This window comes from Rahnella sp. NRRL B-41462, from assembly GCF_003263525.1.
GTDB lineage: Bacteria > Pseudomonadota > Gammaproteobacteria > Enterobacterales > Enterobacteriaceae > Rahnella > Rahnella aceris.
Window position 1 is genome coordinate 1 of record NZ_JYDF01000013.1, and the last position, 16007, is coordinate 16007.

Consider the following 16007-nt stretch of genomic DNA (forward strand, 5'->3'; position numbering starts at 1 on the left):
GGGCCATGTTCCGGCCGTGGTGGTTTGTTGTGAAAAAGAAAGACCGGACAGCAATGACCAGGCAGAGAAAGGAGAGTAAAAGCCAGGAGAGAAAGAGAACGGAAGGAAAGAAAGAGGCAAGTCCCCAAAACAGACCTGACAGTCCTACTGGCCGCCGCGGCGTAGCCGCAGCAGCCCGGCAGTTATGGGTGTGTGTTTTCCAGGTCAGACAGGCGATTTGGCAGCATCAGGCGATCCAGGTATGCCTCAAATTCGCTTTGATCGTCAGCGTGCCGATTTACCTCCAACATCACTACCCACAGAGGCTCATAACGCAGAAAGTAGCGGTCAAAGTGTCCGAGGCTGGGAAACCGTGCAATCCACGCGTAAACCAGTTCACCCAGATCGTGGAGGCGTAAGTCTTTGCGCGTCCATGTGTCGTACCACGGTCTGATCGTGCTTGGGGAACAAAACGCCAGTTCGATTTCAGCCTGTCCCAGCAGGCTTTCATAACGTCGCCGCTTCTGTTCCTCTGCTTTCGCTTCAACATTTCGCCTGCGATTAGCCTTCAGACTGGCACGCTGTTCCCCCCGCTGCCGTTCCCTGCTTTCAACTTCAGGGAACAGGCTGCTGCCCACCCACCCCGACAGTGGGGAAGGACAGGATGCGCCCCGCGTCGAAATGAGCATATCAAGGGCAGCAATATATCGCTCCTTACCCGGACGCCCCCGCTGGCTGGGGTCAAAAGTACCATCGAGCATCCGAATGTCGTTTAAGCCAATGGTCAGCTTGCCCATAAATCTGAAAAAGGCATGGGCATAGGGATATCTCCCCTGCCTGTGTGCCGTCTCACTGCGACTTTCAACATAACCGATGGCCTGCATGGCAGCCCGCCGCTGAGGCTGTAAAGGGACTAATGCATGTGAGTGAGGGATCATACTGCCACCCCTGTAAACCGTAACGCTGTCGCCAGTCTGTCCGCACCGGTGTATCCCGCATGAACATACTCATCGATGCGCTCAATTTCGCGCTCAATAGCTGAGATCGCCGCGTTATCGATAACCTCAGAAACGAACAGCCACGCGACCGACTGGTCGCCGTCAAATAAAAGTCCCAACGACCAGAAGGGGGCATCCCTTCCACCATGACCGAAGATAAGCCGGATACCGGATGCGGCCGTCAGCACGCAACAGGTCGAAAGAAAACCCTCTTCACAGGGCGCAGGCACATCAACTGACCATGCAGCGGGCAGATCAACGTTTTGCAGGACAGAATCTGTAAACATCTGACGCACGTTGCCACGCAGTTCAAGAGGCATTTCAGCCCCCGCCGGTTGGCAACCGAGAATATTGGCAAGAAAATGAGATTGATTGTTTTTCATGGCGTTATATGCCGCCCCTTAACGGAGCGGCTTCTCCTTATCAGGCGGCAATGTTTGCGACGATTTCGGTTTCGGTATCCGTGCCAGCGTCCGCCTGCACAGTCTCTTCACAGACAGCTATCAGGCAATCAGGCACCCAGCCGGTCAGTGTAATTTTCTCTTCAGCCAGTTCTGCTGCCTCGGCTTTTTTCATTTTGAGGACGTCGCGCGCTGCCCCGTCCAGACCGGCCTGCGACAGGCTGTCAGAAATCTGCTCTTTGCTGATACGCCCGAAGAAATTAGCTTTTGTCGGCAGCCACCAGTCGCGCAGCGTGAAGCCCAGCATCGCCTCCACCGGCTCGAGTTCTTTTCCTGCCTTGCTGTCTTTGTGGCTCAGGCGTTCTGATGCCCCGTTCAGCGTCTTGGCAAGGCAGTAGCCCATGACAGAAATCAGCTGCTGCGTATCCCACGCAAGTAACCAGTCCCAGCTTTCGTGCCAGTTGTCCGGCAGCTGTGCCTGCCACGCGTCGTGCATGGCGTTCAGATGTTGCATTGCCAGCCCGTCGTTTGCCGTCGGGGCATTGTCGAGCAGGTTGCCGGTGTGGGCATGCAGTGACACCTTAAGGGTCGATGCCACAAAGGAGTGGTAATTGAAGGTGGATTTCAGGCAATCGTGCACAAAAATCACCAGTGCCATTTGCGGCTGTGCCGCCAGTGCCGCCTGTACGGCTAAGGTGCGCTCGCTGGACAGGCTTTTGATCAGTGCGGCGCTCAGCGGTTTGGCTTCAGGGGTTGCGATGGTATCTTCCGTGCGGATACTGCTGAGGTGCTGACTCACACGGGTTTTATCATCTGCGGCAGTTTCCGGCAGGTCGCTGCGCAGCATCACGCCGCGACGGACAGAAATCGCCCCGTGCAACAGTGACACCACCACGCCGCCGCCGTGGGCACGAACATCGGCATCCCATGCCCGGATGTTTGCGGCGGCTTCGATGGCGTCCATTTCGGCCTGACAGGCATCTGCAGCCAGTTCCAGTGCGTCATGGTCTGCGTCTTCGTCATCATCCTGCTCAGACAGCGTTTCCAGCTGCTTATCGAGGGCATCAAACCGCGCACGTTCCTCGGGAGTCAGTTCACCGGCAGGCTGTTTGAGTAACAGATAACGCTCGGCATCTTCACCGTAGGTGCTCACCCCCTCGGTGCGTCCTTCCGACCATGACCAGCCTTCGGCCTGCGCAATGCCGGCGGCAATATCAGCCAATTTCTGACGGGCGACGGTGTGAAGCAGCACGGTATCGCCGATAAAGCCTTCATCAGAGAACAAATCGTAGCGGAACCCGCCGCCTGCCTGTTCGTAAGCTTCACGTCCGACAAAGCCGAGCAGGCGGTTGCCTTCAGCGGGCACCTCGCCCTTCAGCACCGCTTCCCGCAGTTCTCTCGGGTTGCGGTAATAGCCGTAGGCATTTTCCCAGACGTTCAGCTGGCGTTCCTGATCTTCGCTGGCCGACAGGGCCTGCAGCTGGTCAACGTTGAGCTTGTCTTCGGCCAGCGCCGCAAGCAACGCCGGTGCCATACCTGCCAGCCGCAGGAATTTCTGAACGTGTTTAGTGCTGTAACCCAATACACCCGCGATTTGTGCCGCCGTTTTCCCTTCGCGGCTCATTTCACCAAACACCGCAATCTGGTCGGCAGGGTGCATCTCTTCATGCTGAAAGTTCTCCGTTGCGGAGACGATTTTTGCCATCTCTTCGCTGACGGTCTTCACCGGCACCGCGTAATCTGCGGTGATCATCCCGCCATTTAGCAGGATGTTCAGGGCACGAAAACGGCGGCCACCGGCGGCAGTGCCCAGCAGGCCATCCGGCAACAGATGTACGATCAGGTTCTGCAACACGCCCACGGCGCGAATGCTGTCTGCCAGTTCCTGCAATTTCACCGGATCGGGGGATACTTTACGCACATTCAGCGGTGACAGTGCCAGCTGGCTCAGGGGCACCATCTCGACCGGCGTATTTGCCAGTGCCTGCTCCACGGCGGCGCTCTGCGCGGAGCTTTTAGGATTTTTTGCCGCTTTACGGGTTATAGATACTGCTTTAGACTCGGTTACTGACATAGTGAAATACCTCAAGTGTTGATTTATGTCTGCCGGACGTTTTCCCCGTCCGGCACCTCTTCTTACTGCCTTATTGCTTTCTCACACGTCGGGTTCCCCGCGATTCAGACCGCCTCCCTTTTCTGAGCGATGTGCGGATCACGCTGACCAGTGCTTCCCCTGTTCCCCGGATAAAATAGGAATACGCATCCCGCCGCGTAAAATTTTCACCATCATGCGCGTGAGCTTCCTGCGCACAGGCCACGTTGTAATGGCCTCGGTCAATAAGATGGAGAACGGTTTTCGTCCCCCATCTTTCGGAAGATTCGTGAGCGGCGGTCTTGACGTTTTGTGTGTGCATGCTGGTCTTCCCCTCTGGTTTAAATGTCATCTCTCGGTGAGTTCTTTCGCGGCAAAGGGCGAAGTAGCAACGGCGCGCGGGGGAACGCAAGGGCGCCGCAGGCGTGCATTTCACTCTTGCGTTAACGCGGGTGACGGTGCTACACCCAGCCCTCCGCGTAAGGGCTTAACGTGAGATGGAAAACCTGAAACTGGTAGAATGCACACACCCGACGGCGAGGAACGAGGCGGCGACCTTAGCGGTCGGTTTACCGGCCAGTGTCTGTGCGGCGGCGAAGCCGGCTGCGGGTGTTGACCTGGCTGTTGCCATCAGACCCTAGCCGTCAGGCCGGAACCCCGGAGGGATTCCGCGAAGCTTACCGGCTTGCCGGTTAGCGCAGTCGGGCTCGACGACCGGCCGCAGGTCGGGAGCCGAAGGGGGCCATGCTCTGGGGGGAATTTGTCTTGGAGAAAATGATCAGGAGACGTTCGGAGAGTGATAACAACAACAGAATGACGCACAGCAGCTGCACAACGAAGAATATAAAATACCCGGAGAGGAAGAGACGGTAAGGTAAGGGAAGAGAGAGACAAGCCCCCGACACATACCGGAGAAGAGGGGCGGCGAAGCCGCCCCCTGTCTTAGGGACTGGCGGGCGTAGCCCGCTGGGGGTGTTTTAAGCGCGGCAAAAGTCAGGGAGCGCCCCCCTGCCCACTTATGCCTGTTTGCGCACTTCATCCAATAACTCGGGATGGTGATCGAGTACGCGCAGGAGTTTGATGATCGAAGGGTGTGGCTGTGCCTTTCCCTTTTCATAACGCGAAAAGGCATTCACGCCCCCGCCAAAAATCTCGCTGGCCTCTTTCTGCGTGAGTTCAAGTTTTTTACGCACCTGAATGATGTACTCAGGTTCGATGGTTTCCGCGATGACTTTGGCCTTAAATGACTTCACCTTTGCCATGTAGGCCATAGACTGCTCACGATCCATCACGACTTCACCACACGCCGGACAGTGGTCACCTTCTGCCTCGATGAGTGTTTTACGGCCACGGAATGAGTAAGGGACTTTTTTGATACCAAACTCAAGTTCTGCACCGCCACAAACGGAACATTTCATATTACTTCTCCTTGAATGAGACGATCAAAACACCGTTACTGACCGTTAGTTTTAGATATACGTCACCACACGACAACTTCGGGCGGTATACGTCCTGCCAGACAGTATGATCATTATAGGTGGTCATACTTTTAAAAAAATCAGCTGCCGTTAATCCCAGGATCGCACTGCACATATCATCAAATGTCAGCCCTAAATCATCCGCGCCGTTGAGCGCCGTATTGGTGGCTTTCACCTTTCCTGCTGCAACAAGTCCCTGAACGATATGAAGGCGCGTATGTGGAGTTTTCTTTTCCATGTTCACTCGGATTATTGGTTTTTGAGACGTAATTATAACCTCAAAGGTTAGTTTAGACCACAAATATAACCTTTGAGGTTAGTTTTAGGTGACGCTATCCCCAGCGTGGTTCGACGTGGTTCGCCTTCATTTCATTTATACGCCGCACGGCTAACAAAGCCATCATCTCGCATTCTGCGAGTGATTCGGCATCATGCAGTGGCTGCACGCCCGCAAAATCTGACGACTCGGCAATGCGGGAATATAGCGAAAATGCATGCACACGGTCAGGTTCTGATACGCTGTCTTCAAACGTGAATGTTTCTACATACTCGCCGTCATCGTAGATGGGGGCGATCTCCAGCTCGATGGAATGAATATGGTCATCGCCTAACACCGAATTGGTCTGGCAATTCCAGCCAACGGTGGGGTCGGCGGATAACTCGTCGATCACCTCCTGTAAAAATGGCAATGCCTCAACGGTCTTAAGCAGGTTTTGCAGGTACTGCGCCGCATGGTTGCTGTAATACGCCACGTTCACCACGCCGAGGGGAACCACGTTCATTGCGTTCACTGTCCGGCCTCTGCTAACAACGTGCGGTCGAGGACATAGGTAAAATGGTCAAAATAATCACAGGCCATCACCGGTCGTCCGTTAACAAACCACACCAGAATCCAAGAAAGAGATTCTTCGCACCTGTACATCTCGGCCTGCGCGCCCGCAGGTAAAAGTCGCGGCTCGAATTTTTGTAAGAATGCCCCGTAGCAGAGGATGTAATTAGCCAGATCGCCAAGCTGCGCGGGAGTAAAGGTTGCGGCCCCCGCAGCGGGGGCCTTAGCGCTGATATTTTGGTCAGAATTTACCGGTGTATTCATGATTAATTCCCCGCCGTCTGGTTTTTCACGCCGTAGTTTTTTATATAACGGTTAAGCCAAAATCCTGCACCGGCCTCGAAATTCCACCCACGCCACACCATCTCACCATCCTTACGCACGACGAGACGAAATTCCTTCCCGTTATCGTCTTCAATCGCCACGTTGCTGTACTGAGACGCGACGGCGGTTGCCTGTTCGCGGGTAAACTTACCCTCCTCCGGTAATACACATTCCTGATCGCACATAAGCCTTTCCTTTTCGTTTGGGTTACACACATCACCCGTTGAGTTTCTCTTGTCGCGGTTTTGACGTTTGCGGGAACCTGCTGTTTGGTCCCTTCTGGTATGCCATCACCCGTTTGAGACCCCTCGCCGCAAGGGCGTAAACGACACCGGCTGACGAAGATGACCAGGGCGAGCGGATAATTTTTGGAGGACTAACGTAGTGGCCGAGAAAAATTCTCAGTGAGTGTATTTACCCTGGACAGCGAGGAGGACTGTGTCGGTATCAGCCCAGGCAAAGGGACTTAAACGGAAAGAGGGTGCCGGAGTACCAATGAGCGGGGATCCGCCGCAACGCCGGAGCGCGACAGCGAAACGGGGGTGCGCCGAAAAGTGCCGGCGGAACTCTCGCCGGTACGGTTAGCGCGCTGGCGTGAGCCAGCTGCAGGTGTTGACGTGCTCCCTCAGACCCTAGCCGTCAGGCCGTAACCCAAAAGGGGTTACGCGGAGCTTACCTGCGCAGCCGGTTAGCGCAGTCGGGCTCGACGACCGGCCGCAGGTCGGGAGCCGAAGGGGGCCGGGGTAGGATTTTGAGTCATGTCTTTCATCCGCATCGAGAAGTTCGGACAACGAAAAACCGGCACCGAAGCCGCATGCAAGATATTGGCGTTCACTGAATGATTTGACCGGCCGACGACAGGACATTGTTTTTCTGCCAATCGATTATAGCGATAGCGGAGACGGGCGGCGCCGAAGGCGCGGAGCGGTCTGCTATCGCCAGGCGAAGCCTGAAAGGGGTTTTCGCGCGATAACAGGCGGCTCCCCGCCCGTTTCTTACCGCTTACTTATCGAGTTTTTTGATCCCAGCCTGCTGAATAAAGGCACCGCCGAGATAGACCGCGTTCTGACATTTAAGATAAAAACAAATATCGTCCATAATCTGTGTCGTATTGAGCGGGGATAATCCGGCCTCGCGGCGGTACGCGTTAATCAACAATTTATAGTGCTGCAGCGTTTCGCGGGTATCAGGTGTCAGTTTCATTTTTTATCCTTACGGCAGGGTTCCCCCTGCCGGTGAGTGTGTCATTCAGAAAATACGTAGCCGTTCACTAAAACCAGCCCGTTCATGAACATGTCGCGCCCATACGCTTCATAATCGAAATAACTCTGCAATGAGTCCGGCATATCACTGAGTAAACCGGTTTCATCGGCAAAATTGCGCGCGTAGTCTTCCTCACTTTCTGCCTCCCCCTGATACGCTTCCTGAAACGCGTCATAATCAAAGGCGTTAAAATATTCCGCCCATTCCACAAATGCCTCCCCCTGCCCCTCCTCCTTCGCCTGCCGGTAGGCATCTATAAATGCCCAGTTCACATGACTTTCGGACGCCAGTCCGACGGGATCCCTTCCCAGTCCTGAAACATCAGCTCCGGGTCTTCTTCATCAGCGTGAAGCTCGCTGCATGCTGCAAAGAAATCTTGCTCGTCATCAAACTCGGTCAGATCGAACCATTTGCCGGCGATGCTGCCGCAGTTGTATTTGTGGTACGTACCGACGTATACGGCTGGTGTAGTTGTGCTCATATGCATTTCTCCGCTGGTTGAGGGATCACAGTTCCGGCTTACGCCGTGCCGACACGACAGACGGGCGGAAAGCGGAGGATGCAGGGGCGCTACCGGAGGCCGCAGCGCAAACGAAGGAAGGAGGCAGGCTGAACGGCGGGCGAGTGAATATTGAACGAGCACGCGACGGGAAGACTGCCGAGTGTATGAGTGCGAACGGGTGAGGATAGCGGCGAAGCGAACCCTTATATCTTGAAGATGACATAAACTTGGTAGTGTCAGATTTGGCGAGGTTCATGCAGCACGAGCGTACCCGAGGGCAATCAGCCCGTCTGCAAGCGGTTTGCGCATGAACTGAGCTACTCATCAGTAGCCCGTACAGTTGTGTGAAATCAAATTCGTATCGTAAGGAGGGGTAACATGAGTCAGCTAAATCAACAATGCGTAGGTATCGATATTGCTAAGCTGTCGCTGGACATCGCAGGCACCGGAGAGTTCTCAGCCTTTTCAACCAGTAATGATGAGGACGGATTCATGGCAATCCTGAAAGCGCTGAAAGAAGCGAGGATCTCATTGATACTGATGGAGGCGACCGGAGGGCTGGAGGCATCTGTCGCCTGTAGCTTACAGGCCGCAGGTTATGACATTGTTGCTATCAATCCACGTCAGGCTCGGGATTTCGCCCGCTCAATGGGATATCTGGCAAAAACGGATAAACTTGATGCCGCCATGCTGGCACAATTGGCACAGGTTATTGATCGCCATCCTGACCGCAGTCGGTATATCCGTGTACTACCGGACGAAGCTCGTGCCGTACTCACCGCTATGGTTGTCCGTCGTCGCCAATTGAATCACATGCTGGTCGCCGAGCGTAATCGTCGCTACCCCTCTCACCCACAGAGTCGTAAGAGTATCGATAACATTATTGACTCACTTGAAAGCGAGCTCGACCGCATCAATAACGAGATGAAGCAACACGTAAAAGTATTTTTCATGAAACAGGCCGAGTTGATTGGGAGCGTAAAAGGCGTTGGTGAGGTCACTGTCGCATCTCTGATTGCTGAACTGCCGGAGTTGGGGAAACTCAATCGACGGGAGATTAGCGCACTGACGGGCGTTGCCCCCCTGAACAGAGACTCAGGAAAAATGCGAGGTAGACGAACCACGTTTGGTGGCAGGGCTGGTGTCCGAGCAACGCTTTATATGGCGGCTCTTGTAGCCACGCAGTTCAATCCTGCAATTAAAGAGTTCTATCAACGATTACTTGCTGCAGGGAAACCAAAAAAGCTCGCACTTGTCGCCTGCATGCGGAAACTGGTGACCATATTGAATGCAATAGTGAAAAATTCTAAGACATGGGATCCGAAGCATTTGCCCGGCTAATGAAGTTTAAAAGGATTAGTTATACTCAAAGAATCAGAGACCGTTCTTTATAACGGCGTGTACACCATCACCAGAACAAGGGCCATGACCAGGATCCCTATGATGGTCAAGAGTATCAGCGCTCTTAGTGTTGCATTCGTTGATATTCTTACTTAGGGTAAATTTGCCGCGTTTAAGCTGCTATCTCAACTCTTCATAAAACTGGATAGTTGCGTTCCCAATTCATTCGCAAATGTTGTCAACTGCAACTGCCCGGAAGCCACCCCGTCGAATTCATATAAGCTCACTTCGCCTGCTTTTAAAAAAACATTCCCCAATATTATTCCACGCTCTTTTGTATAAACGGTTTCATGCTTACTTCCTGTAATACCACCACTCAGACTTGTCACATCAATTGACATAACCCTAATCAAACACATTCGTAATATCGAATATGTAATTGACATTTTTTGAGCAAGCCCTACCATGGACTCATCATACAAAGGAGATCTTATGAAGAGTCTGTCTTCACTTCTGTTGTTTAAAAACCTGTCCGATGAAACACGCTTGTCGATCGTCATGCTGCTCAGAGAAGCCGGGGAACTGTGCGTCTGTGAAATCATCGGAGTGCTTAATGAGTCACAGCCAAAAATCTCAAGACACCTCGCCATGCTCAGAGAAACCGGACTCATCATGGATCGCCGTGACGGAAAATGGATTTACTACCGCCTGTCTCCGCATATGCCTGCATGGGCAGCGGCCATAATTGAGCAGGCCTTTTTGAGCGAGCAGGACAAAATCACTGCGCAGGTTAAAAGCATTACCCGCAAGCAGAACACCACCGGGGGCAAGGCCGTCTGTCTGTAATCTCAGACGAAAATACATTCGATTAACCAGATTTAAACTTCAAAACAGCCGATAGGAAGTGCGGCCAACGCTGATCGCACTCAATAACTGACATTTAGAGGAAAGGTCATGAAAACCATTTCAGTTTTTGATCCAGCAATGTGCTGTAACACGGGCGTGTGCGGCAGCGAAGTTGATCAGGTGCTGGTCAACTTTTCCGCGGACTGCGACTGGCTTAAACAGGCAGGTATCACGGTAAATCGCTTCAATCTTTCCCAGCAACCTATGGCGTTCGCAGATAACACTCAGGTTAAAGCTTTTCTTGAGAATTCAGGGACTTCGTCTTTACCGTTGATTCTGCTCGACAATAACGTTGCTCTGGCCGGCCGCTATCCGACGCGTCAGGAGCTAGCTCGATGGTGTGGCCTTGCCCTGGAGGGTGAACAAGCCGCGTCATCAGGTTGCTGTTCCGGCGGCAAGACGAACTGCTGCTGAACTCATTAATTCGGAAGAAGGATACCTCCATGCAATTCATGAATAATCCCCCCACGTTTCTCTTTTTCACCGGCAAAGGCGGAGTCGGGAAAACCTCCCTGTCGTGCGCGACGGCCATTTCGCTAGCGGATCAGGGAAAACGCGTTTTGCTGGTCAGCACCGACCCGGCGTCAAACGTGGGGCAGGTCTTTGGTCAAACCATTGGTAACCAACTGACCGACATTCATAGCGTACCGGGCCTCACTGCACTTGAGATTGACCCGCAAGCCGCCGCGCAGCTCTATCGCGCACGCATCGTCGATCCCGTTAAGGGGGTGCTTCCCGACGACGTGGTCCGCAGTATTGAAGAACAGCTCTCCGGTGCCTGTACGACGGAGATTGCCGCCTTTGATGAGTTCACCGGCTTACTGACGGACGACGCCCTGCTGCTGGAGTACGACCATATCATTTTCGATACGGCACCCACCGGTCACACTATCCGGCTGCTGCAACTGCCCGGTGCCTGGAGCAGTTTCATTGCAGAAAATCCGGAGGGGGCTTCCTGTCTCGGTCCCCTTGCCGGGCTGGAAAAACAGCGTGAGCGTTATGCACATGCCCTGTCGGTTCTGGCCGACTCTGCCCAGACTCGTCTGATTCTGGTAGCTCGTCCTCAGGCCTCTACCCTGCTTGAAGTCGCCCGCACGCATGATGAGCTTCATCAGGTCGGGCTGGAGAATCAGACCCTGGTCATCAACGGCGTGCTGCCTGAAAGCGCAACCACGGGAGATGCGCTGGCCCGGTCTCTCTATCAACGCGAGCAGCGCGTGTTAGCAAGCCTTCCGCCAGCATTAGCGGCCTTACCGCACGAAACCTTAGCGCTTCAGCCGGTCAACATGGTGGGCCCTGACGCGCTGCGTGGCCTTTTCCAGACAGAAAACCCTGCGGGTGCAACACCTGTGCGGCAGGATGAAGCGGTCCCGGACATCCCCTCTCTCGATGCACTGGTTGAGGACATCGCCCGCCAGGATCACGGCCTGATCATGCTGATGGGAAAAGGGGGGGTAGGTAAAACGACGCTTGCCGCCGCCTTGGCGGTCAGGCTTGCTGAAAGAGGTCTGGACGTTCACCTCACCACGTCAGATCCGGCCGCACACCTGGAAAACACGCTGCACGGTCAGCTTAAAAATCTGCAGGTCAGCAGGATTGATCCGCAGGCCGAAACCGAGCGCTATCGCGAGACGGTGTTAGCGACAAAAGGCAAGGACCTGGACGCGCAGGGCAAAGCCCTGCTGCAGGAAGACTTGCGTTCGCCGTGTACCGAAGAAATTGCCGTGTTTCAGGCATTTTCCCGCGTCATACGCGAAGCAGGCAAACGCTTTGTGGTGATGGATACCGCACCGACGGGCCACACGCTGCTGCTGCTTGATGCCACCGGTGCGTATCATCGTGAAGTGGCGAAGCGCATGGGCGAAAACGGCCATTATCTAACGCCGATGATGCAGTTACAGGATGCGGAACGCACTAAAGTGCTGCTGGTGACGCTACCCGAAACGACACCGGTGCTGGAGGCAGCCAATTTACAGGAGGATCTTCGCCGTGCGGGTATTGAGCCGTGGGCGTGGATTATCAACAACAGCCTCGCCGCAGCACGTACGACGTCTCCGTTACTCAAATTACGCGCGGTACATGAAATAGAGCAAATCAGGAAAGTTCAGTCAGGCCTTGCGATACGTCTGGCATTGATCCCGCTACAGGAAGATGAGCCGGTCGGCATTAACCGTCTTAGCATTCTCGCTGGAAAACAATAATAAACGGCATTACGGGCGGGTATACCCGTCTGAACAGGAGAGAAAGTATGTGGTTAGCAGGGGCGATTTTTGTTCTGACGATTGTGTTAGTTATCTGGCAGCCTAAAGGTCTGGGTATCGGCTGGAGCGCCATTATCGGCGCCGCGCTGGCTTTGGTTTCAGGCGTGGTCCACGTTGGCGACATTCCCGTCGTGTGGAACATTGTGTGGAATGCGACAGCCACCTTTATCGCGGTCATCATCATTAGCCTGCTGCTGGATGAGTCAGGCTTCTTCGAGTGGGCAGCGCTGCACGTCGCACGGTGGGGTAACGGTCGGGGGCGTTTGCTGTTTACTTACATTGTCCTGCTCGGCGCTTCCGTTGCCGCGCTCTTTGCCAACGACGGGGCCGCGCTCATTCTCACGCCGATAGTGATTGCCATGTTGCTGGCATTGGGCTTCAGCCGCGGCGCGACGCTGGCCTTCGTGATGGCAGCGGGATTCATCGCTGATACTGCCAGCCTGCCGCTAATCGTGTCAAACCTGGTGAATATTGTCTCCGCCGACTTTTTCAACATCGGGTTCAACGACTATGCCTCGGTCATGGTACCTGTCGACATTGCAGCCATCGTGGCAACGCTGGCGATGCTACACCTGTTCTTCCGTAAAGACATTCCGGCCACCTACGACGTGTCTAAATTGGCTGAGCCGCGCAAGGCCATCAAGGATCCTCTGACCTTTAAAACGGGCTGGTTTGTGTTACTGCTGCTATTGATAGGATTCTTTGGGCTGGAACCGCTGGGCGTGCCGGTCAGTGCCGTCGCGGCGGTGGGTGCACTTATTCTATTTATCGTGGCAAAGCGCGGTCATGCGATTAACACCGGCAAGGTGCTGCGCGGCGCCCCGTGGCAAATCGTCATTTTCTCTCTGGGTATGTACCTGGTGGTATACGGCCTGCGCAACGCAGGCCTGACTGATTATCTGTCAATGATCCTCGACCGCTTTGCTGAGCAAGGTCTGTGGGTGGCGACCCTGGGCACGGGCTTCCTGACCGCCTTTCTCTCCTCCATCATGAACAACATGCCGACGGTACTGATCGGCGCGCTGTCCATTGAAGGCAGCAGCGCGGCGGGTGTGATCAAAGAGGCCATGATTTATGCCAACGTCATCGGCAGTGACTTGGGGCCAAAAATCACCCCGATTGGTAGCCTGGCGACCCTGCTATGGCTCCACGTGTTGTCGCAGAAAGGCATCAAGATCACCTGGGGCTATTACTTCCGGGTCGGGATTGTCATGACCCTCCCGGTACTGTTTGTGACGCTGGCCGCCCTTGCCTTACGCTTATCGTTCGCCCATTAATTCATCCCTGGCTACCCGCCTGCCGTGACGTCACGGCGGGCCTTACTCACAAGAGAGCACCGTTATGACTTCTATCACGATTTATCATAATCCTGCCTGCGGCACCTCGCGCAACACGCTTGAACTCATCCGGAACAGCGGCGTTGAGCCAACCGTTATTCACTATCTTGAAACGCCACCGGGCCGCGATGAGCTGATAAAGCTGATTGGCGACATGGGGATTTCAGTGAGATCACTGCTGAGAAAAAATGTCGAACCTTATGAACAACTGGGCCTGACTGAAGATGCGTTCAGCGATGAGCAACTGGTGGACTATATGCTGCAATATCCCATTCTCATTAACCGCCCTATTGTCGTCACGCCGCTTGGCACCAAACTGTGTCGCCCGTCGGAGGTCGTTCTGGATATTCTCCCGGACGCGCAGCAGGGTGCCTTCACCAAAGAAGACGGTGAAGCCGTAGTCGACGCCCAGGGAAAGCGGGTTGCTAAATAAACCAGAGTGAAACAGAGAGGCCCCCCCTTTGATGGGGTGCCTCTCTTCCATAAGGGGGGTTAAAGAATGGCTATGAAAAAACATCGGGTTCTGTTCGTGTGTTCGGGCAACTCAGCCAGAAGCCTGTTTGCCGAAGCTCTGCTCAATAAGATTGCCGGCGATAAATTTGAGGCGTTCAGCGCAGGAAGCGCTCCGATGGACGCACCTCATCCGCTGACGCTGGAGGTGCTGACCATGCAGGGTATGGATACGTCATCGCTATACAGCAAGGGGTTAGAGCATTTTACCGGCAGTGATTCCCCGCACATGGATTTTATCTTTACGCTTTGCGACAAAACCGCCGGAGAAGGCTGTCCGGCTATACCGGGGCAGCCGATAACGGCTCACTGGGGATTTCCTGATCCCACAGCTGTTGAAGGTACTGAAGAGGAAAAGATTCGGGGTTTTATCCAGGTTGAGAAACAAATAGCCACACGGCTGCGGCTGTTCGTCAGCCTGCCCGTTGATAAAATTGAACGCATGTCTCTTCAGGTCCAGCTTCGACAATGGGGAAGCGACGATTAATCCTCAGCATTGCTTGCGAGACAGTCTGCTGAGACCCACGCCCTGTTCTCCCCGGCTTTCTCCCCCTCATGCTACCTGCCTGTACCGTTCCCTAAACGAAAGAGCAACACTCAGGACCGTAATTATCAGTGACACAGACAGAGAAAACAACAAGGTGTCATAAATGCCCATGGCGTCCAGCAGGCTGGCATAGATGGCCGGTGCCAGAGCGGAAAGGAAAAAGCTTGGCATCAGCAGTGTACCGAGTTTGTCTGCATACTGATGTTTATCGAACATAACGAGAGGTAAAGTAGCCCTAACCAGTGTCGACAGGCCGTTGGCTGCACCATAACTTAATACAAAGAGAGCAGCGCTTACGGTGGAGTGGAAACTGAACAGACTGATCACAAAACAGAATGGCAATATTCCCCCCACCAGCATATTCAGCCCAAGCGGCGAGCCTTTTGCGCCCATAAAAACGTCGTTCAGGCGGGCGCTGACCTGACCGACGCCCCAGAGTGTGCCAATCAATACCGGTACGCCGAAGCCTGCAAGCATGGCGGGGAGATGCGCGGAAATCCCCGTGGATAAAAAGCTCAGCAAGGCCATCAGAGCGGCGTAAATCCAGCCAGACCACCGGTTACTGTCGTCGACTAACCCACAAGGTGACGGGGTTGGTTGGGTACCGGAAGTCAGTGGCGATGACATTTTATCGGGCAGACAACGGAGTAAGAGAAGGCTCATCAGCGCAAACAGCCCATAGCAAACCGTACCTGCACGCCATCCCATCACCGTTAAGAGCCACGCACCTACCGGCCAGAAGGCCACGGAAGCAAGACCGCCCAGCAGCGTTACCTGCGTCATGGATTTTCGTGCCGATGGACCCGCGATATCCACCAGAACGGCGAAGGCGGCGTCATAAAGAGACAATCGCATCCCTGCGCCCATGATAACCCAGGCTGCCCAGTAGCTCAGGGGCCCCTGACTGGCCGCTAACAAAAGACATCCGGTGGCGTTCAGCACGATGCCGCTGGCCATCATCTTTTTTCCGCCCAGGTGTTTCAATATCCTGCCGGAAAATGGCGAGGTGAGCCCCATTATGCCCATGGACAGTGTCTGCCCGGAATAGGTCATCACCTGCGTCCATCCCAGATCTCTGCCGATAGCCTGACCAAATGCCCCCAGCAGGTAAAAGGTAATGCCCCAGTTAATCAGCTGGGTTAACCCCACGAATAACGTCACCCTGCCCTTAACAATGACCTCTTCCAACGGGAATGCTCCTTGGCGAAAAGACCGGGAGATTACAGGATAATTATTACA

19 protein-coding genes and 1 pseudogene are annotated in these 16007 nt (G+C 54.3%); 8 read left to right on the top strand and 12 right to left on the bottom strand.

What is annotated here, in order from left to right:
* Window positions 1–182: 182 nt before the first annotated feature.
* Genes UC14_RS04435 through UC14_RS04445 form a run of 3 tightly spaced genes read right to left on the bottom strand, consistent with a single transcriptional unit; the run spans window position 183 to window position 3452 of the window.
* A complete protein-coding gene (locus UC14_RS04435; protein WP_112197283.1) occupies window positions 183–917 on the bottom strand; it encodes a plasmid SOS inhibition protein A in 735 nt (244 codons plus the stop codon).
* On the bottom strand, window positions 914–1360 hold the full coding sequence (locus UC14_RS04440; RefSeq protein ID WP_112197284.1) for a conjugation system SOS inhibitor PsiB family protein: 447 nt from the start codon (window positions 1358–1360) through the stop codon (window positions 914–916). The genes UC14_RS04435 and UC14_RS04440 overlap by 4 nt, the downstream gene beginning before the upstream one ends.
* A gap of 40 nt (window positions 1361–1400) precedes the next feature.
* Window positions 1401–3452 carry a ParB/RepB/Spo0J family partition protein gene (locus UC14_RS04445; RefSeq protein ID WP_112197285.1) on the bottom strand — a complete coding sequence of 684 codons (2052 nt, stop codon included), beginning with the start codon at window positions 3450–3452 and terminating at the stop codon, window positions 1401–1403.
* Between the two features lie 515 nt (window positions 3453–3967).
* On the opposite strand from UC14_RS04445, the gene UC14_RS26680 reads away from it, so the two are divergent.
* Complete coding sequence (locus UC14_RS26680) at window positions 3968–4111, top strand: hypothetical protein (RefSeq protein ID WP_157962070.1); 144 nt, start codon at window positions 3968–3970, stop codon at window positions 4109–4111.
* 375 nt (window positions 4112–4486) lie between these two features.
* On the opposite strand, the gene UC14_RS04450 is transcribed toward UC14_RS26680, so the two are convergent.
* From UC14_RS04450 to UC14_RS04480, 7 genes and pseudogenes are all read right to left on the bottom strand, one after another.
* Window positions 4487–4888, bottom strand: a complete 402-nt coding sequence (locus UC14_RS04450) for a type II TA system antitoxin MqsA family protein (protein WP_112197286.1) — start codon at window positions 4886–4888, stop codon at window positions 4487–4489.
* Window position 4889: 1 nt separating this feature from the next.
* Window positions 4890–5186, bottom strand: a complete 297-nt coding sequence (locus UC14_RS04455; RefSeq protein ID WP_112197315.1) for a type II toxin-antitoxin system MqsR family toxin — start codon at window positions 5184–5186, stop codon at window positions 4890–4892.
* 94 nt (window positions 5187–5280) lie between these two features.
* Window positions 5281–5730, bottom strand: coding sequence for a hypothetical protein (locus tag UC14_RS04460; protein WP_224266916.1), 450 nt, complete (start codon window positions 5728–5730; stop codon window positions 5281–5283).
* Window positions 5731–5735: 5 nt separating this feature from the next.
* Window positions 5736–6041, bottom strand: coding sequence for a hypothetical protein (locus tag UC14_RS04465; protein ID WP_112197288.1), 306 nt, complete (start codon window positions 6039–6041; stop codon window positions 5736–5738).
* 2 nt (window positions 6042–6043) lie between these two features.
* Window positions 6044–6286: a DUF905 domain-containing protein gene (locus UC14_RS04470; protein WP_037035608.1), complete on the bottom strand. Its 243-nt coding sequence runs from the start codon at window positions 6284–6286 to the stop codon at window positions 6044–6046.
* A gap of 817 nt (window positions 6287–7103) precedes the next feature.
* Window positions 7104–7304, bottom strand: coding sequence for a hypothetical protein (locus tag UC14_RS04475; protein WP_112197289.1), 201 nt, complete (start codon window positions 7302–7304; stop codon window positions 7104–7106).
* 41 nt (window positions 7305–7345) lie between these two features.
* Window positions 7346–7851, bottom strand: a pseudogene (locus tag UC14_RS04480) (antirestriction protein ArdA).
* A 393-nt stretch (window positions 7852–8244) separates the two neighbouring features.
* Here UC14_RS04480 and UC14_RS04490 point away from each other — a divergent pair.
* Complete coding sequence (locus UC14_RS04490) at window positions 8245–9207, top strand: transposase (RefSeq protein WP_112197290.1); 963 nt, start codon at window positions 8245–8247, stop codon at window positions 9205–9207.
* Window positions 9208–9392: 185 nt separating this feature from the next.
* Here the strand turns inward: UC14_RS04490 and UC14_RS26685 are convergent, their stop codons facing one another.
* Window positions 9393–9608, bottom strand: a complete 216-nt coding sequence (locus tag UC14_RS26685; RefSeq protein ID WP_157962072.1) for a hypothetical protein — start codon at window positions 9606–9608, stop codon at window positions 9393–9395.
* Between the two features lie 91 nt (window positions 9609–9699).
* On the opposite strand from UC14_RS26685, the gene UC14_RS04495 reads away from it, so the two are divergent.
* From UC14_RS04495 to UC14_RS04520, 6 genes are all read left to right on the top strand, one after another.
* Window positions 9700–10053, top strand: coding sequence for a metalloregulator ArsR/SmtB family transcription factor (locus UC14_RS04495; protein ID WP_112197291.1), 354 nt, complete (start codon window positions 9700–9702; stop codon window positions 10051–10053).
* A 108-nt stretch (window positions 10054–10161) separates the two neighbouring features.
* Window positions 10162–10527 (top strand): arsenite efflux transporter metallochaperone ArsD, encoded by a 366-nt coding sequence (arsD, locus tag UC14_RS04500; RefSeq protein ID WP_112197292.1) that lies wholly within the window; start codon window positions 10162–10164, stop codon window positions 10525–10527.
* A gap of 29 nt (window positions 10528–10556) precedes the next feature.
* Window positions 10557–12314 (top strand): arsenical pump-driving ATPase, encoded by a 1758-nt coding sequence (arsA, locus tag UC14_RS04505; protein WP_112197293.1) that lies wholly within the window; start codon window positions 10557–10559, stop codon window positions 12312–12314.
* Between the two features lie 47 nt (window positions 12315–12361).
* Window positions 12362–13651: an arsenic transporter gene (locus tag UC14_RS04510; protein ID WP_112197294.1), complete on the top strand. Its 1290-nt coding sequence runs from the start codon at window positions 12362–12364 to the stop codon at window positions 13649–13651.
* Between the two features lie 64 nt (window positions 13652–13715).
* Window positions 13716–14144, top strand: coding sequence for a glutaredoxin-dependent arsenate reductase (gene arsC / locus UC14_RS04515; protein WP_112197295.1), 429 nt, complete (start codon window positions 13716–13718; stop codon window positions 14142–14144).
* Between the two features lie 66 nt (window positions 14145–14210).
* A complete protein-coding gene (locus tag UC14_RS04520; protein ID WP_112197296.1) occupies window positions 14211–14708 on the top strand; it encodes an arsenate reductase ArsC in 498 nt (165 codons plus the stop codon).
* 66 nt (window positions 14709–14774) lie between these two features.
* On the opposite strand, the gene UC14_RS04525 is transcribed toward UC14_RS04520, so the two are convergent.
* Window positions 14775–15956 carry an MFS transporter gene (locus UC14_RS04525; protein WP_112197297.1) on the bottom strand — a complete coding sequence of 394 codons (1182 nt, stop codon included), beginning with the start codon at window positions 15954–15956 and terminating at the stop codon, window positions 14775–14777.
* Window positions 15957–16007: the final 51 nt, after the last annotated feature.